At 70.0% G+C, this 19,380-nt stretch carries 19 protein-coding genes; 11 read left to right on the top strand and 8 right to left on the bottom strand.

Annotated elements, in window-relative coordinates:
• Nucleotides 1-2 precede the first annotated feature (2 nt).
• The 9 genes from STRTU_RS32215 to STRTU_RS32175 all read left to right on the top strand — a co-directional run bounded on the left by STRTU_RS32215 (nucleotide 3) and on the right by STRTU_RS32175 (nucleotide 8,815).
• Entirely contained in the window at nucleotides 3-1,091 is a 1,089-nt protein-coding gene (locus STRTU_RS32215) for a mandelate racemase/muconate lactonizing enzyme family protein (protein WP_159748616.1), read from the top strand.
• Nucleotides 1,088-2,167: an ABC transporter permease gene (locus STRTU_RS32210; protein WP_159748615.1), complete on the top strand. Its 1,080-nt coding sequence runs from the start codon at nucleotides 1,088-1,090 to the stop codon at nucleotides 2,165-2,167. The genes STRTU_RS32215 and STRTU_RS32210 overlap by 4 nt, the downstream gene beginning before the upstream one ends.
• Nucleotides 2,164-3,243, top strand: coding sequence for an ABC transporter permease (locus STRTU_RS32205; RefSeq protein ID WP_159748614.1), 1,080 nt, complete (start codon nucleotides 2,164-2,166; stop codon nucleotides 3,241-3,243). The genes STRTU_RS32210 and STRTU_RS32205 overlap by 4 nt, the downstream gene beginning before the upstream one ends.
• Nucleotides 3,240-4,784: a sugar ABC transporter ATP-binding protein gene (locus STRTU_RS32200; RefSeq protein WP_159748613.1), complete on the top strand. Its 1,545-nt coding sequence runs from the start codon at nucleotides 3,240-3,242 to the stop codon at nucleotides 4,782-4,784. Before STRTU_RS32205 ends, STRTU_RS32200 begins: the two co-directional genes overlap by 4 nt.
• Nucleotides 4,781-5,104, top strand: coding sequence for an L-rhamnose mutarotase (locus tag STRTU_RS32195; RefSeq protein WP_159748612.1), 324 nt, complete (start codon nucleotides 4,781-4,783; stop codon nucleotides 5,102-5,104). Before STRTU_RS32200 ends, STRTU_RS32195 begins: the two co-directional genes overlap by 4 nt.
• Before the next feature lie 108 nt (nucleotides 5,105-5,212).
• Nucleotides 5,213-6,064, top strand: a complete 852-nt coding sequence (locus STRTU_RS32190; protein ID WP_159748611.1) for a fumarylacetoacetate hydrolase family protein — start codon at nucleotides 5,213-5,215, stop codon at nucleotides 6,062-6,064.
• Nucleotides 6,065-6,096: 32 nt separating this feature from the next.
• Nucleotides 6,097-6,906: an SDR family NAD(P)-dependent oxidoreductase gene (locus STRTU_RS32185; RefSeq protein WP_371873694.1), complete on the top strand. Its 810-nt coding sequence runs from the start codon at nucleotides 6,097-6,099 to the stop codon at nucleotides 6,904-6,906.
• A gap of 5 nt (nucleotides 6,907-6,911) precedes the next feature.
• Nucleotides 6,912-7,940: an aldo/keto reductase gene (locus STRTU_RS32180; RefSeq protein ID WP_159748610.1), complete on the top strand. Its 1,029-nt coding sequence runs from the start codon at nucleotides 6,912-6,914 to the stop codon at nucleotides 7,938-7,940.
• A gap of 8 nt (nucleotides 7,941-7,948) precedes the next feature.
• Entirely contained in the window at nucleotides 7,949-8,815 is an 867-nt protein-coding gene (locus tag STRTU_RS32175; protein ID WP_159748609.1) for an amidohydrolase family protein, read from the top strand.
• A 79-nt stretch (nucleotides 8,816-8,894) separates the two neighbouring features.
• On the opposite strand, the gene STRTU_RS32170 is transcribed toward STRTU_RS32175, so the two are convergent.
• A complete protein-coding gene (locus tag STRTU_RS32170; protein ID WP_159748608.1) occupies nucleotides 8,895-9,626 on the bottom strand; it encodes a GntR family transcriptional regulator in 732 nt (243 codons plus the stop codon).
• A gap of 228 nt (nucleotides 9,627-9,854) precedes the next feature.
• On the opposite strand from STRTU_RS32170, the gene abc-f reads away from it, so the two are divergent.
• Nucleotides 9,855-11,519 (top strand): ribosomal protection-like ABC-F family protein, encoded by a 1,665-nt coding sequence (gene abc-f / locus STRTU_RS32165; RefSeq protein WP_159748607.1) that lies wholly within the window; start codon nucleotides 9,855-9,857, stop codon nucleotides 11,517-11,519.
• 55 nt (nucleotides 11,520-11,574) lie between these two features.
• Entirely contained in the window at nucleotides 11,575-11,883 is a 309-nt protein-coding gene (locus STRTU_RS32160) for a hypothetical protein (protein WP_159748606.1), read from the top strand.
• A gap of 447 nt (nucleotides 11,884-12,330) precedes the next feature.
• Here STRTU_RS32160 and STRTU_RS32155 read toward each other — a convergent pair whose 3' ends face one another.
• The 7 genes from STRTU_RS32155 to STRTU_RS32125 all read right to left on the bottom strand — a co-directional run bounded on the left by STRTU_RS32155 (nucleotide 12,331) and on the right by STRTU_RS32125 (nucleotide 19,273).
• The gene (locus STRTU_RS32155; RefSeq protein WP_159748605.1) at nucleotides 12,331-13,329 is read right to left on the bottom strand and encodes an NAD(P)H-dependent flavin oxidoreductase; all 999 of its coding nucleotides are present in this window, start codon (nucleotides 13,327-13,329) and stop codon (nucleotides 12,331-12,333) included.
• Between the two features lie 79 nt (nucleotides 13,330-13,408).
• Nucleotides 13,409-14,425 (bottom strand): NAD-dependent epimerase/dehydratase family protein, encoded by a 1,017-nt coding sequence (locus STRTU_RS32150; protein WP_159748604.1) that lies wholly within the window; start codon nucleotides 14,423-14,425, stop codon nucleotides 13,409-13,411.
• Nucleotides 14,422-14,862 (bottom strand): type II toxin-antitoxin system RatA family toxin, encoded by a 441-nt coding sequence (locus STRTU_RS32145; RefSeq protein ID WP_159748603.1) that lies wholly within the window; start codon nucleotides 14,860-14,862, stop codon nucleotides 14,422-14,424. The genes STRTU_RS32150 and STRTU_RS32145 overlap by 4 nt, the downstream gene beginning before the upstream one ends.
• Nucleotides 14,863-14,911: 49 nt before the next feature.
• Complete coding sequence (locus STRTU_RS32140; protein ID WP_159748602.1) at nucleotides 14,912-16,081, bottom strand: acyl-CoA dehydrogenase family protein; 1,170 nt, start codon at nucleotides 16,079-16,081, stop codon at nucleotides 14,912-14,914.
• Between the two features lie 2 nt (nucleotides 16,082-16,083).
• Nucleotides 16,084-16,836, bottom strand: a complete 753-nt coding sequence (locus tag STRTU_RS32135; protein WP_159748601.1) for a P-loop NTPase family protein — start codon at nucleotides 16,834-16,836, stop codon at nucleotides 16,084-16,086.
• A complete protein-coding gene (locus tag STRTU_RS32130) occupies nucleotides 16,833-17,951 on the bottom strand; it encodes an aminotransferase class I/II-fold pyridoxal phosphate-dependent enzyme (protein ID WP_159748600.1) in 1,119 nt (372 codons plus the stop codon). The genes STRTU_RS32135 and STRTU_RS32130 overlap by 4 nt, the downstream gene beginning before the upstream one ends.
• Complete coding sequence (locus tag STRTU_RS32125) at nucleotides 17,948-19,273, bottom strand: B12-binding domain-containing radical SAM protein (RefSeq protein WP_159748599.1); 1,326 nt, start codon at nucleotides 19,271-19,273, stop codon at nucleotides 17,948-17,950. The genes STRTU_RS32130 and STRTU_RS32125 overlap by 4 nt, the downstream gene beginning before the upstream one ends.
• Nucleotides 19,274-19,380 lie beyond the last annotated feature (107 nt).

Below are 19,380 nucleotides of genomic sequence, written 5' to 3'. Positions count from 1 at the left end.
AGATGAGCATCATCACGACCGCCACGGCCAAGCTGGCCGATATCGCCGTGGAGACGGACCGGATCGACGCGGTGCAGTCCTTCGTCAAGCAGGAGACGGTACTTGTCGACCTCACCACCGCGGACGGCAGTGCGGGGACCGGCTACGCCTACACCATCGGCACCGGCGGAAGCTCCGTACTGGCCCTGCTGCGGGACCATCTGCTGCCCGTCCTCATCGGGCGGGACGCGCGCAACGTCGAGGCGCTGTGGCAGCAGCTGTTCGCACAGACCCGGGCGACCACCACCGGGGCCATCACCTCGCTCGCGCTGGCCGCCGTCGACACCGCCCTGTGGGACGTGCGCTGCCGGCGCGCGGGCGAGCCGCTGTGGCGGCTGGCCGGCGGCCACCGCCAGGAGGTCCCGGTCTACGACACCGAGGGCGGCTGGCTCCACCTGGACACCGAAGACCTGGTCAAGGGCGCGCTCCGGGCCCAGGAGGCCGGCTGGGCCGGCGTCAAGATCAAGGTGGGTAAGCCGCGTGCCGCCGAGGACGCGGAGCGGCTGCGCGCCGTACGCGAGGCCGTCGGCCCGTCGCTGCACCTCATGACCGACGCCAATCAGTCCCAGACGATGTCCTCGGCCCTCCAGCTGGCCGCCGCACTGGAGCCCTACGACCCGTATTGGATCGAAGAGCCGCTGCCGGCGGACGACATCAGCGGCCATGCCCGGCTGGCGCGGGCGACCCGGATTCCCGTCGCGGTCGGCGAGTCCATGTACTCGCCCATGCAGTTCCGCAACTACCTGGAGAAGGGCGCCGCTTCCATCGTGCAGGTCGATGTCGCGCGGGTCGGCGGGATCACGCCCTGGCTCAAGGTCGCGCACACGGCGGAGAGCCACAACGTCATGGTGTGCCCGCACTTCCTGATGGAACTGCATGTCAGCCTCGTCGCCGCGGTGCCCAACGGCAGGTACGTCGAGCACATCCCGCAGCTGCGGGCGGTCACGCGCAGCGAGCTGCTGGTCCGCGACGGGCTGGCCGTGGCGCCCGACACCCCGGGGATCGGCATCGACTGGGACATGGACGCCCTCGACAACCGGAGGGTGGCATGACCGCACCCGTCGTCCCGCCGGACACCGATACCGGCACCGCCGAGGCCGCGCCGCCGCGTCCCGGGCACCGGCTGCCGTTCTGGGTCAACCAGCGGCTCGGCCTGCTCGCGCTCGTCGTCGGCCTCACCGCCCTGTTCGGTGTGCTGCAGCCGACGTTCCTCGACGCGCGGCTCGTACTGTTCCCGCTGCTGCAGGACATCTCGACGCTGACTGTGGTGGCGCTCGCCCAGATGGTCGCCCTTTCCGTGGGGCATATGAATCTGGCCGTCGGACGGATGGCCGCCTTCGGGGCCCTGTTCGCGGGCTTCGGGTACGACCGGCTGGGCCTGCCACTGCCGCTGGGGCTGCTGCTGTGCCTGTGCGCCGGAGCCGCGATCGGCATGCTGACCGGCTGGATCATCACCCGGACCGGGGTGAGTTCGTTCGTGGTGACCCTGGCGATGGACTTCGCGCTGCTGGGGCTCATCTCCCTGCTCTACTCGGCCCTGACCGAGAACGCCGCCTTCACCACCAAGCCGTCAGGGCTCGCGGAACTGCGCTCGTACTCGCTGGGCGATATCTGCGCCGGGCCGGTGTGCGGATCCCCGGCCGTGCCGCAGCTGGCGCAGTTCACCGTCCTGGCACTGCTCGGCCTCGGTTTCCTGTATGCCGCTACCCGCATCGGCCGGGAGCTGCTGCTCACCGGCGCGAATCCCGCGGCGGCGGAGCTGTCCGGCATTCCCACCGGCCGCCGCGTCATCCTGGCGCACACCCTCTCTGGGCTGCTCGCCGCGCTCGCCGGATTCATGGCCGCCGTCAGCACCGGAACGTTCCGCGCCTCCATCGGGGACGACTTCATGCTGCCTTCCTTCCTCGGCTCGGTGCTCGGCGGCACCCTGCTCACCGGCGGCGTGGTCTCCGTACTGGGAACTCTGCTGGGCACGGCCCTGGTCGGGGTCATCCGCAAGGGGCTCGATCTGCTGGGGGTCGGTCTGGAAAACCTGAACATCTCTCTCGGCTGTGTACTTCTGCTGGCCCTCTCGGCCGACCGGGTGCGCACCGTGGTGTCCCATCGCAAGGTGGTGCGTTCCACATGATCACAACCCATGACCGGGGAGCCCGGGGCGTCGCGGCCCTGCGCCGCTTCTCCCGCACCACGACGATGACCCTGCTGTGTGTCGTGCTCGCCGGTTCCCTCGCCCTGGGTGCGGCCTCCGGCGGCTCGTTCTTCGAGGGCCCCTCGGTGCGCACCTTCCTGCAGTACCTGGCCGCCCCGGTCCTCATCGGGCTGGCCCAGATGGTCGCGTTGTGCGTCGGACAGCTCAATCTCGCGGTCGGCGCGCTCGGCGGCTTCACCGCGTGTCTGATGGGCGTCCTGATGGCGGACCGGGGCATGCCCGCCGGGGTCGCGGTGGCGGCCGGAGTGCTGACGGCGACCGCAGTCGGCCTGGTGACCGGACTGTTCATCGTGGCGACGAAGATCAACGGCTTTATCGTCACCCTCGGGACGATGACGATCCTGCTGGGAGCGCAGTACCGGCTGGCCGGCACCCGCACCGTCGACGGGTACTCCGCCGGCCTGCGGGACCTCGGCAGGGCGGCCCCGCTGAACATCCCGCTGGTGTTCCTCACGGCGCTGGTCGCCGCGGCCCTGCTCGCCGCCTTCCTGTACCGCAGCACGGCCGGCCGGCGGCTGCTGGCGGCCGGCGGCAACCCGCTGGCGGCCCGGCTGTCGGGTATCTCCACCGACCGGCAGATCGTGCTCGCCCACACCCTGTCGGGGCTGTTGACCGGGGTGGCCGCCCTGACCGCGACGGCGTCGCTGCCCGGCGTCAACCGCAGTGTCGGCGGCGACTGGCTGCTGCCCAGCTTCGCCGCTCCCATCATCGGCGGCGTCGCGCTCACCGGAGGTTCGGTCGCGGTGCTCGGCACGGTGCTGGCGGCCTTCGTGATGCGGCTCATCGACGCCGCACGCGCGCAGTTCTCGCTCGACCCGAGCTGGGTGAACTTCCTCATCGGACTGGTCGTGCTCGGCACGGTCGTCGGCGGCCGTATCCACCAGACCCACCTGGAGAAGAAGGGCAGTTCCCACGGCCGCACACCGCCCGAACCCCCGGAAAGTGCGGTGCGCCCGGCCGCCACCGTCCTGCCGCAGATGAGAGGTTCCCGATGAGCGACGTCCTTCTCGAATGCCACGACATCGTCAAGATCTTTCCCGGCGTACGGGCCCTGGACGGCGTCGGACTGCACCTCACCGCGGGATCCGTCCATGCGCTGCTCGGCGAGAACGGCGCGGGAAAGTCCACCCTGATCAAGGTCCTGACCGGGGTGCACACTCCCCACAGCGGCCGTCTCACCTGGTGCGGCGAGGAGGTGCAGCTGCGCTCACCGCTGGAGGCCACCCGTACCGGAATCGGCGTCGTACACCAGGAACGCAATCTGATTCCGGGCTTCTCCGTGGCCGAGAACATCACGCTGCAGAGCCCTCCCTCACGCCGCGGTCTCATCAACCGCGCGGCCATGACCGCCCCCGCGCTGACCTGCCTCGGTGAGCTGGGACTGGACATCGATCCGGACCGGCCAGTGCGCGAACTGTCGGTGGCACAACAGCAGTTGGTGGAAATCGCGAAGGCCCTCTACACCGAGAGCCGGGTGCTGCTCCTTGACGAGCCGACCGCCTCCCTGTCCCCGCAGGAGGCGGAGCGGCTGTTCGAGGTCATCCGGCGGCTGAAGGCCCGCGGGACGTGTGTCGTCTTCGTCAGTCACAAACTGGAGGAGGTGTTCGCCGTCTGCGACACCGTCACCGTGCTGCGCGACGGCACCTCCGTGCTGGAGTCCGCACCGCTCGCCGATCACACCCAGGACGACGTGGTCAGCCTCATGGTGGGCCGCGCCCACTCGGCGACCGAGATGCGTCCGCGGAAGAGGGACACCGCCGCGGCGCCGGTGCTCTCGTTCGACGGGGTCTCCACCGCCGCCGGACACCGGGACATCAGCCTGGACGTACGGCCCGGCGAGATCGTCGGCCTGTACGGGCTGGTCGGCGCGGGGCGCAGCGAACTGGTCAAGGCCATGCTCGGCCTCGACCGCGTCACCGGCGGCGAGATCCGGGTGCACGGCGAGCCGGTGCGTATCGCCTCTCCCCGGCAGGCTCTGCACAGCTTCGGCATCGGCTATCTGACCGAGAACCGTAAGGAGGAAGGGGTCTTCCTGGAGCAGCCCATCGTCCGGAACATCACGGTGACGGTGTGGAAGAGGCTGGCGAAGGCGCTCGGGTTTGTCTCCTCGCGCGAGGAGCAGGAGGTGTCGCACGACCTCGTCGCACGTCTCGGCATCCGTATTTCCGGGCTCGGGCAGAACGCCGGTGAACTGTCCGGTGGCAACCAGCAGAAAGTGAGCCTGGCGAAGTGGCTGGCGGCCGACACCCGGCTGCTCATCGTCGATGAGCCGACAGTCGGTGTCGATGTGCGTACCAAACACGCCTTCCATGAACTTCTCTGGGAGCTGGCCCGCGACGGCCTGCCCATTCTGCTGATCAGCAGCGACCTCGCGGAGATGATCACGCTCGCGGACCGGGTGGTGGTGATGGCCGACCACCGGATCCGTGGTGCGGTCGACAACGACCGCGACTATGCGCGGATGAGCGGCAGGATCATCCGCATCATCCACGACCGCGCGGTCTCGGCCGTACGCCCGGAGGGGGTGCAGGCATGAGGCGCGTGGCGCAGGTCATCAGGGTCCGCCCGGAGATGCTCGACGAGTACCGCGCGCTGCACCGCGACGTCCCCCAGCCGGTGCTGGACCAGCTGCGGCGCTGCCATATCGCGAATTACTCGATCCATCTGCTCGGCGACCGGCTGTTCAGCTATTTCGAGTACCACGGCGACGACCTGGCGGCGGACCTCGCCCGTATGAGCGCGGACGAGGCGACGCAAGCCTGGTGGAAACTCACCGCCCCCTGTCAGCAGCCCGTGCGGGAGGCGGCGCCGGGTGAGTGGTGGGCCGCCATGGAGCAGGTGTTCCTCATGGAGTAGGCCACTCCCCCATCGGCGTGCGCGGGCGGATAACGGTCCGCCGCCCCCGACTCCCTACGACAGCCACCACACCCTCCGCCCCCCGACTCGCGACCACAGGAGACCCACGTGAAACTGCTGCGTCTCGGCGCCCCCGGCAAGGAGCGCCCCGCAGTCCTCGACAGCGCCGGACACACCTATGACCTCTCCGGGCTGACCCATGACATCGACGGCCCCTTCCTGGCGAACGGCGGTGTGGAGCGGATACGAACCGCCCTCGGCTCCGGTGAACTGCCGCTGCTGGACACGGAAGGGCTGCGCACCGGCGCACCGGTGGCCCGTCCCGGCAAGGTGGTGTGCATCGGCCTCAACTACCTGGACCATGCGGCGGAAACCGGTGCCGAGGTGCCGCTGCGGCCCGTGGTGTTCATGAAGGATCCGTCCACCGTGGTCGGCCCGTACGACACCGTCCTCATTCCGCGTGGCTCGGCCAAGACCGACTGGGAAGTGGAACTCGCGGTGGTGATCGGCCGGCGCGCACGCTATCTCGGCTACCCCTCGGACTCGGCAGAGGTGATCTGCGGATATGCGATCAGCAATGACGTGTCGGAGCGCGCCTTCCAGCTCGAAGCCTCGTCCCAGTGGGACCTCGGCAAGTCCTGCGAGACCTTCAATCCGCTCGGGCCCTGGCTGGTGACCGCGGACGAGGTGCCCGATCCGCAGGCGCTCGGTCTGCGGCTGTCCGTCAACGGTGTGCGGCGGCAGGACGGCACGAGCAAGGACATGGTCTTCGATGTCGCGTTCCTGGTCTGGTACCTGAGCCAGTACATGGTGCTGGAGCCCGGTGACGTCATCAATACGGGCACCCCGGCCGGAGTCGCCCTCGGTCTGCCGGACAAGCCCTACCTCCGGGCCGGCGACACCACCGAACTCACCATCGACGGTCTGGGAAGCCAGCGGCAGACCTTCGAACAGGCATGAACGGGCAGGGCACTCATGAGAGGGCAGCGGACATGAACAGGTATGACGACCGCGACCGCGACGCCCGGGTCAGGGATGGCGCACCGGTGAGGGAACTCTCCGGGCTCAAAGCCCTGGTCACCGGCGGGGCTTCCGGCATCGGACTGGCCACGGCACGGCTGCTCGCGGCCCGTGGCGCGGATGTTGCGGTCCTCGATCTCGACCCGTCGGCGGTGCCGGAGCCACTGCGCGGCTACCGGGCGGATGTGACGGACGACGCCATGGTGCGGACCGCGGTGGATGCGGTGGCCTCGGACCTCGCGGGTCTCGACATCGTGGTCAACAATGCGGGGATCGGGGCCGTCGGCACCGTCGAGGAGGGCACCGACGACCAGTGGCACCGGGTCTTCGATGTGAACGTCATGGGCATGGTGCGCACGAGCCGGGCGGCACTGCCCTACCTCAGGGCCTCCGCACACGCCGCTCTCGTCCATGTCTGCTCGATCGCCGCCACGGCGGGCCTGCCCCAGCGGGCGCTGTACAGCGCGAGCAAGGGCGCGGTCCAGTCGCTGACGCTGGCCATGGCCGCCGACCACATCCGGGAAGGCATCCGGGTCAACTGCGTGAACCCCGGAACGGCGGACACCCCGTGGGTGGGGCGTCTCCTGGACCAGGCCGCGGATCCCGCCGCGGAGCGGGCCGCGCTCCAGGCCCGCCAGCCCTTGGGCCGCCTCGTGTCGGCCGGTGAAGTGGCCGCCGCCATCGCCTACTTGGCCTCCCCCGCCGCCGCCTCGGTCACCGGGACCGCCCTCGCGGTGGACGGCGGAATGCAGGGCCTGCGGCTACGGCCGGCGGAACGGTGACGGGCATGCACAGCGCGGCTCACGAACCGGTACTCCCGCGCCGCACCCTGGGGCGCAGCGATGTCACCGTCACCGCCCTGGGGTTCGGCGCCGCCGCCCTCGCCGGTCTCTTCACCCCGGTCGACGAGGACGAGGCCACCGCCGCACTCGAAGCGGCCTGGGAGGTGGGCATCCGGTACTTCGACACCGCCCCGCACTACGGACTGGGCCTGTCGGAACGCCGACTCGGCGCCGTACTGCGCACCAAGCCCCGGGACACCTATACGGTCTCGACCAAGGTCGGGCGGCTGCTCCTACCTCGCCAACACGGCGGTGGTGAGGGGGACTTGGGGGACGATCTCGCCCACGGTTTCGCCGTACCCGCGACCCACCGCAGGCAGTGGGACTTCAGCGGCGACGGTGTCCGCCGTTCGCTGGAGGAGAGTCTGACCCGGCTCGGTCTCGACCATGTCGACCTGGTACTGCTGCACGACCCCGACGACCATGAGGAACAGGCGTTCAGGGAGGCGTACCCCGCGCTGGAGGAGCTGCGGTCCCAGGGCGTGGTCGGCGCGATCGGCGCGGGCATGAACCAGAGCCGTATGCTGACCCGCTTCGTTGAGGACACCGATGTCGACGCGGTGCTGTGTGCCGGTCGCTACACCCTGCTGGAGCAGACGGCTCTGGGAGAGCTGCTGCCCGCCGCCGCGGCGCGCGGCAAGAGTGTGATCGTCGGCGGTGTCTTCAACTCGGGCCTGCTGGCCGACCCGAGGGCCGACGCCACGTACGACTACACGGCCGCTCCGGAGCCCCTGGTCAGCCGTGCGCTGCGGATGCAGACCGTCACCGAGGAGCACGGGGTGCCACTGCGCGCCGCCGCGCTGCGCTTCCCCTTCGGGCACCCGGCCGTCGCCTCCGTCCTGACGGGCGCCCGCTCGGCGGCTGAGGTCCGCGACGCCGCCGCACAGCTGGACCGGGCGGTCCCCGACGGGGTGTGGGCGGCGCTGCGCGGCGAGGGCCTGCTGCCGCCGGATGTACCCGTACCGGGGAAGTGAGGCTTCCTATGCACCTCATCGACGCACACCACCACCTCTGGGACCTGGACGTACGCGACCAGGACTGGATCACCGGTCCCGAACTCGCCCCACTGCGGCGCTCGTTCACCCTGCGGGACTACGAGACCGAAGCCCGGTCGGCGGGGATCGCCGCGAGCGTCCTGGTACAGACGGTGGCGGTGGCCGAGGAGACCCCAGAGTTTCTGTCCCTGGCCGCCGACAGCGCACTCGTCGGTGCGGTCGTCGGGTGGACGGACCTCACCTCACCCGGCATCAGCGACGCACTCGCCCGTCTGCGGGGCTTGCCCGGAGGAGAGTTCCTCCGGGGCATCCGCCACCAGGTGCAGAGCGAGCCCGACCCGGAATGGCTCACCCGGCCGGAGGTGCTGCGAGGCTTGCGCGCGGTGGCAGCCGCAGGTCTCGTCTATGACGTGCTGGTGCAGTCCCCTCAGCTGCCCGCCGCGATCCGCGCGGCCGCCGCGGTGCCCGAACTGACCTTCGTCCTGGACCACTTGGGCAAGCCCCCCATCTCCACGCACACGGTCGAGCCCTGGTCCGCCGGGCTGCGGCGCTTCGCCACCCTGCCGAACACCGTGGGCAAACTCTCCGGACTGGCCACCGAGGCCGACTGGAAGGCATGGGCCGTCGACGATCTGCGCCCCTACGCGGAGACGGCCCTGGAGGCATTCGGACCGGACCGGCTGATGTTCGGCTCCGACTGGCCGGTATGCACCCTGGCCGCGCGCTGTACCGACGTCGTCACGTACACCCAGACCCTGACCGCCGCACTCAACGAAACCGAGCAGGCGGCGGTGTGGTCCGGCACCGCGGGCCGGGTCTACGGGGTGACGATGCCGGACCGGCGGGTGCCGTAACGGCTGATCGCCCATGGGCCGGGACCGGCCTCCGCTCGGGCGCCGTGGCCGAGCGGACACGGGAAACCGAGCCGAGCGGTCAGGAGGACTCCTCTTCTTCTCCCTCTTCCCGGCTGAGCTGGCGCTGGAGGCTGCGGCTGAGGTGTTCGGTCATCGCCTCGGCCGCGCGCTCGGGATTGCGGCGCAGTATGGCGCGCACCACGCGCTCATGCTCCGCGAAGGTCGGGTCATCGGCACCGAGGAAGCTGCTGAGCCGGAAGATGTGCAGATGGGAGTGGAGCCGCTCCACCGCGTCCGCGAGCAGCGGACGGTGGGAGGCCTGTGCGACCGCATCATGGAAGCGCTGGTCGAGGGCGGCGAAATCGCGGTAGGACGCGTACCGCCCGGCAGGCCCGGGGTGGGACTGCATCTCTTCCACGATCCCCTCGATGCCGTCGAGCTGAGCCTCGCTGGCATTGACCGCAGCAAGGGCGGCCGCCTTCGGTTCCAGCAGCTGCCGCATCTCGAAGAGCTCCTCAAGCCCCTGGCGGGTCAGCAGCTCGGTGGTGCGGTACCCCGAGAGCGTCCGCTTGACCACCAGGCCGTCGGATTCCAGCCTGGCCAGCGCCTCCCGGATCGGGGTCGGCGAGACATGGAGGGAGCGGGCCAGCGCCTCGATGCTGACACGGGAGCCGGGGGTGATCTCATGGTCCATGACCATGGCCTTGATGTCCTCATAAACGCTGTCCGACAGCGCCTGTCGGGTAGGCGGCACGTCCCGTCCGCTCCCTTCCCGCGGTGCCCCGGTCGCGGACTTGTCCTGCTGCGGCATCCGGTCTCCTGCTGCGGTTCGCGACTGGTCGGGGCCGCAACAGTTTACCCAGGTGGGGGACGCACTTCGGGAGCGAGCGGTGACCTCCCCAGCTAAATGAGTAGAGACGAGACGCATCGTCTTGCTATGGTGGGCGCATGGCTTTCCACTACTTCCTCTGAGTCCGGGCACGGCCGACACCGCCGTTTCTGCTGCCCGTGGACACTTCACATTCCCAGGGAAAGTCATATGCGCGAACGCGCCCATACCGCTGTGCCCGCTGCCGTGGCGCAGCTGTCCGTCAAGGACGTCACCAAGACCTACGGCACCCGGACCGTCCTCGACCAGGTCTCCTTCACCGTCCGTCCGGGCGAGAAGGCCGCCGTCATCGGCGAGAACGGCTCCGGCAAGTCCACTCTGCTGCGGCTGCTCGCCGCGGCCGAGGCCCCGGACGCCGGGGAGATCACCATCAGCTTCCCCGGCGGCACCGGCCACCTCGCCCAGACCCTCGACCTCACCCCGGACCGCACCGTGCAGGACGCTGTCGACCTCGCCCTCGCCGAACTGCGCGACATGGAGCGCCGACTGCGTACGGCAGAGGAGCACCTGGGCGAGGCATCCGAAGGCGAACTCACCGCCTACGGAGAGCTGTTGACCGCATACGAGGAACGCGGCGGATACGAGGCAGACGCCCGTGTCGACGCCGCCCTGCACGGGCTCGGGCTCGCCCGGATCAGCCGCGACCGGGTGCTCGGCTCGCTCTCCGGCGGTGAGCAGTCGCGGCTCGCGCTCGCCTGCGTGCTGGCCGCCGCCCCCGAGCTGCTGCTTCTCGACGAGCCGACGAACCACCTCGATGCGGCGGCCGTGCGCTGGCTTGAGGAGCAGCTGCGGGCGCACCGCGGCACCGTCGTCGCGGTCACCCATGACCGCGGGTTCCTGGAGCGCATCGCCACCACGATCCTGGAGGTCGACCGGGACGCGCGGACACTGCACCGGTACGGGGACGGCTGGGCCGGCTACCGCGCCGCGAAGGCCGCCGCCCGACGCCGCGCGGAGCAGGCATACGCGGACTGGCTTGCGGAAGTGGCCCATGCCGAGCAGTTGCTCGATGCCGCGGGAAAGCGACTGGCCTCCACCGGCAGGGACCCGGGCCAGGGCTTCGGCAAACACCGGCGTTCACACGAGGCGAAGCTGGGCGGACAGGTGCGGGCGGTCCGGGAGCGGCTGGCCCGCCTGCGGCGCAATCCCGCGGCGGCGCCACCGGAACCGCTGCGGTTCACGGCAGCGCTGACGGCGGCACACGGCGAGCAGCCCGTCGACCGCCCGCTCGCCGAGCTCGACGGCGTGGTGGTCGGCGAACGGCTGCGTCTGGACGGGCCGTTGCCGATTGCCGCCGGGCAGCGGCTGCTGGTCACGGGCGAGAACGGGGCGGGCAAGACGACGCTGCTGCGCGTTCTGGCGGGCGACCTGGAGCCGGATGCCGGCGCGGTACGCCGCCCCGCCCGGATCGGGTACCTGGCGCAGGAACTGCCCGCGCGCTCCACCCGGCTCCCGCTGCTCGCCGCCTTCGCGGCCGGGCGGCCCGGACTGCCGGAGGAGCACACCGAACAGCTGCTGGCGCTGGGCCTGTTCCGCGAGGAGGACTTGCACCTCCCGGTCGCGGCGCTGTCCGCAGGGCAGCAGCGGCGGCTGCAGATCGCGAGCCTGGTGACCCGGCCCGCGGACCTCCTCGTACTCGACGAGCCGACGAATCACATCGCGCTCGATCTGATCGAGGACCTGGAGGCAGCGCTCGCGGCGTACCCCGGGGCGGTGGTCGCGGTCTCCCACGACCGCGGCTTCCGCGAGCGGTTCAAGGGAGAACGACTGGAACTGCGCGGCGGCCAGCGGCACGCACCGTTTATCGACTGTTGATCACGTCACGGGAACGTGAACCCGGTATGCGATCGGATTCCACAGAGGAGGGTGCATGGCAGTCCTGTATCTGGACGCCTTGAAGTGCGTCACATCAGAGGACTGGACCGGCCAGGACGAGCCGGCGATTCATCTCGGTGGGCATGGGGTGGTCAAGACGTTGCAGGTTGAGGAGGGCGGCGAATACAACGTTGACGTCACCGTCCACTTCACCAACGAGATCGCCGTCACATTGGTGGAGAAGGACGACCCGGACCCGGACGACAACCTTGGCCGGAAGGTCATCAGCGACAAACAGGGCAATCGATCAGTGGTTTTCAAGAGGGACGGGGCCCACTACGAGCTGTCCTACTCGGTGGAGTAGAAAACTGCGCTGGTGGATGCCTGCACCCACCGGGAGTGAGCGGAGGGACTGAACTGAACCGGGTTCAGTTCAGTCCCTTCAACGACGTTCTAAGGGCTGTCCAGCCGATCAGGTTCGGAGTCCGATGACGAGGACTGCTGCGGTGGCGGCGCAGAGGAAGGCATAGCCGCGCTCGTCGTATCACGTGGCCATGGCGCGGGCCTGTTCTCGATCCGCGCCATGTGGCCCCGGATGAAACCGACATACGCGCTGCGGAGCGGCTCCGCTTCCAAGTAGCCCATGTGAGCCGTGCCGGGCTGCGTGATGTGCTCGGAGTCCGGAATACGTGCGGCGATATCGGCGAGGTGCGCGGGAAAGCATTCGTTCGAATTCCCCGCCGAGGACGAGCGTCGGGAGCAGGTCAGGGGCGTTTTCGGCCGGTCCGGAGGGGCCGGTTGACGGTGCTCGTCAGGTGGTCGGTCGGCCGAGTAGGGAGTGGGGGCGGGATGTCAGGATGGCTTCGGCCTCGGTGCTGATGGTGTGGACCACGTCGGCGGCCGGGCGGATGCCGTCGACGAAGGTGGCCGACTGGCCGTAGATGATTTCGCTGGTGTCGGGGTCGGGCGGGGCGTCGAAGGGGGTGGTGCTTTCCGCGGGTCCGAGTTCCTCGGCGCGGTCACGTAGCGTTGATTCGCGTTCCGTCCACTCGTCGGTGAAGCGGTTGCGGCGTACGCGTTCGCCGATACCGGCCGGCCACGGGAGTCCTGACACGATGTCATAGGCCGGTGTCCACACGGTGTCGCCGCCGTCGCTCTCAATGATCAGGCGCTTGTGGAGGTCGTGCACCTCGACGGCCTCGGGGGTCGCGAGGAACGCCGTGCCCAGCCAGGCGCCGTCCGCACCGGCGGTGAGGACCGCCGCGAGCGTCCGGCCGTCGCCGATGCCGCCTGCGGCCAGCACCGGAATGTCGGGGTAGCGCCGTACGATCCCGGTCAGGAAGGGCAGCAGGCCCATCGTCCCGGTGTGACCGCCGGCCTCGTTTCCCTGTGCCACGAGGACATCGGCGCCTGCGGCGGCGGCCGCCTCGGCGTCCTGGTAGTTCTGGACCTGGCACATCACCCGCGCCCCGGCTTCCTTGGCGCGGGCCAGCCATGGCTGCGGATCGGCGAACGAGAGCGCGACGACCGCCGGCCGCTCCTCCAGCGTGGCGTCGAACAGCGGCTCGGTGAAGGGGAGGAAGGGCGTGATGAAACCGACGGCGAACGGGCCGTCTGTCGCGGCACGGATGGTCGCGATCTCGGCGCGGATCCAGTCGGGACCCTTCCGGGGGTGCGTACCGCCGAAACAGCCCAGCCCGCCGGCGGCGGAGACCGCGGCCGCGAGTGTCCCGCCGCTGTGCATGGCCATGGGGGCCGACATCACCGGATGGACAAGCCCGAACATTTCGGTGAATCTCGTCTGCAACATGGCGGAAGAGTAGCGGCTGGGCAGGTCTGGGGTGGGGTGGGGTGAGGTGAGGTGCGCTGGGGTGGTCGGGCAGGCCGGGTCAGGGGCGCCAGGGTCTCGGGATGCGGCGGGCGGTCGACGCATGGGTTTCGGCCCAGCACCGCATGGAGCGGTAGAGGGTGGAGGTGATGGGTTCCGTCCTGTGGGTCACCTCAAAGGGGTCGGTGATCGACAGATAGCTCTGGTACGCCTGGAAGGCCGTGACGCGCATGAGCTGCGCCCGGTCCAAGTACTCCCGGGCGAAGGGGAGATAGAAGCGGTTCCACTGGTCCGCCGAGACGTAGCGCAGTTGCTCCAGCGCCGGTACGCCGTGCTCCGCGCGCCAGGTATTGAGCGCGGTCAGTATGGTGTGGAACGCCTGTGCCACGCGTGGCGCGCCGTCGCCGCGGCCCAGGATGGAGAGTCTGACGCCGGTGGGCCGGTCTCCCCCGACCAGGTCGCGGATGTGCTCGGCGATGTCGTCGGTACTGACGATGTCGAGGTATGCGTCCTCGTCACCGACCAGCGCGGGGACGGCGCCGGTGCACAGTGAGGACGGCAGCCAGAAGAAGCCGCTGTATCTGTCCAGGAAGCCGTCCACGCGGGCGCCCATCACGATGGGGAAGCGGATGATGTCCCCCGTCGGGCACTCGGCGGCGATCAACCGCTCGGCGGCCGCCTTGGACCATTCGTAGGTGTTCCGGTACGCGTCGGATGAGGTGGGCTCCACGCTGCCGGTCAGTCCGGTCGCGTAGGAGGACGACAGATGGATGAGGCGGGTGTGGTCGTCCTTCCACTTCAGCAGGGCGCGCAGCGGAGCCACGTTCGCCTGCTCGGACTCCTCGGCGGAGAGGTTCCAGCGGGTGTCGGCGGCGCAGTGGACCACCGTGTGCCAGGCTCCGCGCAGCGCGTCGGGGGGTTCCTCGGTGCCGATGCGCCAGGCGAGCTGACGCGGGGAACTGCCGCCGCGGCTGCTGACTCCGTACACCTCATAACCCGCCGCGGTCAGGCGGCGGAGTACGGCGCCGCCGACCGCTCCGGTGGCGCCCGTGACGAGAATGCGTGCGGGAGGAGTCACGAGACGACGAGCCGCCTCTCGATCGCCCGGAGCATCTGCTCGGAGTTCTCTCGCAGGGCCTTGGTGGCGACCGGGTTCAGCATGTCGGCCAGCAGCGGGATACCGATCTCGAAGTCCACGGAGAAGGTCACCAGGGACGTGTCGGTGTCCTGCGGATCCACCCGCCAGTAGCCGGTGAACTCGTCCAGGTCCCCTGATGTCTGATGGAACGTCATGGTGCGTGTCGACTCTTCCAGTTGATCCTCCTCCACCCACTCCAGGACGGATCCCTTGAGGAGCACCGACCATTCGCTCACGCGCGTGCCATGGGATGTGCCGCTCACATGGACCGACTCGACGTTCTCCATGTACGCGGCGTAGTCCTCCAGCCGTGTGACGGCCCGCCACGTCTCCTCGGCCGGTGCCTGGATTCTCAGATTCACTTCGACATGGGGCATTGCTGGCTCTCTCTCCTCGCGGACGGTTCTCCGGGGTGTGCGGGCCGCCTCAACCGGCCGGATCGAAGCTGATCTCCCGCCCGGTGCAGTGGTCTCCGACGACCTGGTCGCAGACGAGCAGGCTCGGTGGATGGTGATGCGCGGCCAGGGAGTCGATCAGGAGCTTCGCGGCGGGCTGGTCGCGGGTGTACAGACGGCTGCCGAGCACGGGGGTGAGCGCCGACAGGGCCCGGTCCCGTACGTCGCTGAGCGTGGCGCGCAGCGCGACGGCCGCGGCGAGGGCCGCGCGGCCGGAGAGCCTGCCGTCCTCGAAGTCCCGGCCGAGCTGGCGGCAGGCCCCGCCGAGGGTCAGTACCTCTCTGGTCGCGCGGCCCAGCAGGGGAACGCGCGTGCCGTACTGTCCGGAACCGGTCATCTGCCGGTAGGCCAGGTCGAGCAGGGCGCTGAGGACTCCGTGGTAGGTGGCGCTCAGCAGGACGGAGAACCAGACCATTCCGGAGATCACCGTGTCGTCGATGATGTCGGCCGGGCCGCGGTGGAAGACGAGCCGGTCATCGATATCGACGTCCCGGAGCACCAGCTTGGCGGTGTCCGATCCAGTCATACCCAGGGACGGCCAGTCCCCCTCCACCGTGAGGCCCGGGGAGGCGGCCGGGCACAGGGCGAGGATGGTTTCGTCCGTTGCCTCGACGCGGGCGGTCAGGCATACGAGCGTGGCCGTGGAGGCCAGTGAGCAGGGGTACTTGACGCCGGAGACCCGGTAGCCCTTGCCGGTCTCGACTGCCGATGACCGGCTGCTCATGAAGTTGGGGCTGCCTCCCGGTTCCGCGAAGGCGGATGCGACGAGGGCGTGTGTCCCGGCGATGCCCTCCAGCAGCATCCAGCTGGTGTCCCGGTGGCGCTGCCAGTAGTCGGCCATCAGCCCCACGGTGAACGAGTGCATGTTCAGCGCGATGGCGGCGGACGGGTCAAGGGCCCCCAACGCGCGCTGAGCGGAGGCCACTTCGACCAGACCGGCGCCGGATCCGCCGAACTCCTGGGGGATCGCCAGCGCGGCGAAGCCGCTGGCTGCCAACTGCCGGATCCGCGCCGCGCCGGAGGCATGGCCCGCCACTCCGTCCGGCACACCGTCCGGAGCCCAGTCGGAGTGCCAGTCGGTGTGCCAGCCCGAGTCGAGCAGCGTCCGGTGAGGTGGTGGCTCCTCTGCGCGATCAGCCATGGTCAGGTGCTCCTCTCCTGGACCGGGCGGGCCTCATGGGCCGGGCGGGTCTCCTGCACCGGGCTGGTCTCCTGCACCGGGTGTGCCTCGTATGACGGCTGCCGGGGCGGAGCGGGGAGCGGGCCGCCGTCGTGCCGCCGCTGTCCGCAGGTACAGATGAGCGCCGACTCGGTCCCGGCGGGTGTGGGCGGCAGCGGTCGGGGCCGCGCCGACAGGTGCCGTAGCACCCGCTCCGCCGAGCGGCGGCTGCGGCAGCGCAGGACCGGGGCCGCCGCGGCCACAAGTACGGGACGCATCCAGCACAGTTCGCGGCCGCGGAATCCGGCGGCCTTGCGGACGAGGGCGGTGAGGCTGCGCACCGGTGGGTCGTCCGCCGCCAGTCCGGCGGGCAGGTAGTCCCGTGGCTGCCGCCCCCGCAGCGCGTCCCGGCGCAGCCGCAGGGAGCGGCGTACCAGAGCGGCCGCGCACAGCCACGGATGCAGGTCCAGGAGCACCACGGCGTCGGCCCGCTCGACCCGCTGCCGGACGGTGGCGGCGAAGTTGCCGTCGATGATCCAGCACGGCCCTGCGGAGAGTTGCTCCACCGTGCGCTCCCACTCCGGCGTCGAGGGCCTGCGCCAGCCCGGTCGCCAGTAGAGGTCATCGAGGTGTATCAGGGGCAGGCCGGTGCTTGCCGCCAGGGCGTGGCTGAAGGTCGATTTGCCGCTGCCGGGGCTGCCCAGCACCACGATCCTGCACGCGGCCGTGGGGGTCATCGCGGGGCCACCGGGTCGTTCATCAGCGCGGCTACCTTCCGCATCGTGGGCGCGTCGGCGAGGGATACCCGCAGGCACCCCGCCAGTCCGGGCACCTCGTCGAGCGCGCGGATGCGTACCTGGTGGCTGTCCAGGTGGTGTGCCATCCGCAGGGGAAGGGCGCGGTCGCCGGTCCGGAACGTCACGAAGTTGCCGCCCGGGTCGAGTGCGCGCCACCCGGGGTGTGCGGTGAGCACCTCCTGGACGAACTCGGCGCGGATGGCCCGCACCTCGCGCCACACCTCGGCGAACCGGTCCGCGTCCGCGAGGAGGGTGTGCAGCAGGGCCAGTGCCGTGGATGAGACCGTGCTGTCCGGCCGGAACCGGGACAGGTAGGAGACCAGCGCGGGCGACCCGGCGACCGAGGCGATACGTGCTCCGGCGAGTCCGAAGGTCTTGGAGTAGGAGCGGAGGACCAGCAGATGCGGCGACGAGGCGACCAGCGGGACATGGGTGATGCCGGTGAAGGCGCCGTAGCACTCGTCGATGACGAGCAGATGGCCGGCCCGCCGTGCGCGCTCGGCCGTTTCCGCGATCGCTTCCGGTGAGAGGGCGAGGCCGGACGGGCTCGCCGGGTTGGTGAGCACCACCACGGCCGGGGGGTGATCCGCCATCGTGCGGTGCAGCCCGGTCAGTTCGAGCCGGGAGGCCCCGGCCTCCAGTGCGGGGCAGCTCACGACGGGTACGGCGCGCAGGGCGGCGTAGTACCGCCAGCTCTCGAAGGTCGGCTCGTGCAGGATCAGGCTTCGGCCGCCGGTCGCCAGGGCGTCCACGACGAGGCCGACGGCGGAGTCGGAGCCGGCGGTGAGCAGGATGCCGGACGGCTCATGGCCCTGGTAGTCGCTGAGTGCGGCCACCAGTTTCTGCTGGTAGGGGTAGTACATCAGGTCCGCGGTGCCGAGCCGGTGCGCCGCCGCCGAGACGAGCTCGGCAGCGACCGGGTGGCGCAGTTCGCAGCTCTTCAGGTTGAGCACACCGGACCGCTGCCGCCGGGGTTCCCACGGCAGCTCCCAGACGTCCGGCCGGGTCGGGAACGGCACGGCGTCCGCGCGCGAGGCGGCCGGTGGCGCGGTCATGCGCCGCTCCGGGCGGCGGCCACCGGAATCCGCTCCTGCACGGACGTCACCCGGGTCTCCCGGCCGAACAGGAAGTCGTAGAGGCCGTCGTCCGGTGCGTGCTGCGGGTCCGCGATCAGATGGCGGTTGTACCTGCTGATCTGGAGCGGTGTCATGGAAGGAGTCATGTCGTGCAGACGGGTGTACATGGTGGGGCGGAAGCGCGCGCCGACCTGTTCGACCAGTTCCCGTGTGCGCCGGGCGCCCTCCGGTCCGGTGCCGGGCAGACCGATGATGACGAAGGCATTGAGCTCGATGCCCGCCCGCGCGCACTGCTCCGCGAGGTCCCGGAACCTGTCTTCCTCGATCCGCTTGGTCCGGGGCAGCGAGCCGTGGCCGTCGGGTTCGAGGGTCTCCAGGCCCACCGAGATACGCACACAGCCCGCCCGGCCCATCAACTCCACCAGTTCCGCGTCGAGATGATGGACCGTGGTGGCGCACTTCCACCGCGGTGACACGGGGCCGGTCAGGAACCGTTCGCACAGCTCGCGCACCCACCGCTTGTCGAGCGTGAAGGTGGGCGCGTAGAAGGAGACATACTCGAACGGCAGGGCCCGCAGGCTCTCCTCGATGTACGAGACGGTCGCATCGACGGACAGCCGCCGCTCGCGGAGCCCGAAGATCTCGTGCACCTCGCAGAACTCGCAGCCGATGGGGCAGCCACGGGCGACCGGGACCACCAGTTCGCGGCGGAACGGGATTCCGCAGAACTTGTCCTCGTCGCGCACATAGAGCCGGTCATAGTGCTCGTACGGGATCTCCCGTACATCGGGCAGTGTCCATGCCTCGGGGGCCAGACTGTCGCCGTCGCGCGAGGGCGGGATCCACCGTTCCCCGTCGCGTACGACGACTCCGGGCAGGGCGGCGTGGGGTGTACCGGCGGCGAGGGACTCGACGTAGTGCGCGACGCCCGCCTCGTAGTCACCGGACCGGACGATGGCATCCAGCCCGTACCGCTGGAAGAAGCCGGGATTCATGCTGCTCAGGCGGCCGAAGGTGATCAGGCGGCTGTCCGGGGACAGTTCGCGGGCGTAGGCGGTGAAGCGTTCGAAGCCGTCGATGGCGTCGAAGTCGTTCATGATCGCGATGACGTCGTAACGGCCCTGGTAGAGGAGGTCACCGATGGCCTTCCAGTGGGTGTTCAGCACACCGGCGTCCCGTACATCGACCCGGTCCACCGACGGCAGGCGGCGCAGATGCCCGGCCGTCATGTACAGCGGGGTGTGGTGGCCTGCGTTGAAGTAACTGGGTACATGGGGAGGCCAGATGACCAGGACTCTCACGGGGAACTCCTTCGGCATGGCGCGGGGTGGAAGGGCCGGGACGGGCCATGCGGTGCGAGGTGCTGATGTGCCGATGTGCCGATGTGCCGATGTGCCGTCAAAGCTAG

The sequence above is a fragment of the Streptomyces tubercidicus genome (assembly GCF_027497495.1).
In the GTDB taxonomy this organism is placed as follows: domain Bacteria; phylum Actinomycetota; class Actinomycetes; order Streptomycetales; family Streptomycetaceae; genus Streptomyces; species Streptomyces tubercidicus.
This window is presented reverse-complemented; position numbering and strand designations above follow the sequence as displayed.

Coding starts and splice junctions, on each gene's coding strand:
- STRTU_RS32215 (WP_159748616.1), top strand. CDS start 3: ATGAGCATCATCACGACCGCCACGGCCAAGCTGGCCGATATCGCCGTG.
- STRTU_RS32210 (WP_159748615.1), top strand. CDS start 1,088: ATGACCGCACCCGTCGTCCCGCCGGACACCGATACCGGCACCGCCGAG.
- STRTU_RS32205 (WP_159748614.1), top strand. CDS start 2,164: ATGATCACAACCCATGACCGGGGAGCCCGGGGCGTCGCGGCCCTGCGC.
- STRTU_RS32200 (WP_159748613.1), top strand. CDS start 3,240: ATGAGCGACGTCCTTCTCGAATGCCACGACATCGTCAAGATCTTTCCC.
- STRTU_RS32195 (WP_159748612.1), top strand. CDS start 4,781: ATGAGGCGCGTGGCGCAGGTCATCAGGGTCCGCCCGGAGATGCTCGAC.
- STRTU_RS32185 (WP_371873694.1), top strand. CDS start 6,097: ATGAACAGGTATGACGACCGCGACCGCGACGCCCGGGTCAGGGATGGC.
- STRTU_RS32180 (WP_159748610.1), top strand. CDS start 6,912: ATGCACAGCGCGGCTCACGAACCGGTACTCCCGCGCCGCACCCTGGGG.
- STRTU_RS32175 (WP_159748609.1), top strand. CDS start 7,949: ATGCACCTCATCGACGCACACCACCACCTCTGGGACCTGGACGTACGC.
- STRTU_RS32170 (WP_159748608.1), bottom strand. CDS start 9,626: ATGCCGCAGCAGGACAAGTCCGCGACCGGGGCACCGCGGGAAGGGAGC.
- abc-f (WP_159748607.1), top strand. CDS start 9,855: ATGCGCGAACGCGCCCATACCGCTGTGCCCGCTGCCGTGGCGCAGCTG.
- STRTU_RS32160 (WP_159748606.1), top strand. CDS start 11,575: ATGGCAGTCCTGTATCTGGACGCCTTGAAGTGCGTCACATCAGAGGAC.
- STRTU_RS32155 (WP_159748605.1), bottom strand. CDS start 13,329: ATGTTGCAGACGAGATTCACCGAAATGTTCGGGCTTGTCCATCCGGTG.
- STRTU_RS32145 (WP_159748603.1), bottom strand. CDS start 14,862: ATGCCCCATGTCGAAGTGAATCTGAGAATCCAGGCACCGGCCGAGGAG.
- STRTU_RS32140 (WP_159748602.1), bottom strand. CDS start 16,081: ATGGCTGATCGCGCAGAGGAGCCACCACCTCACCGGACGCTGCTCGAC.
- STRTU_RS32135 (WP_159748601.1), bottom strand. CDS start 16,836: ATGACCCCCACGGCCGCGTGCAGGATCGTGGTGCTGGGCAGCCCCGGC.
- STRTU_RS32130 (WP_159748600.1), bottom strand. CDS start 17,951: ATGACCGCGCCACCGGCCGCCTCGCGCGCGGACGCCGTGCCGTTCCCG.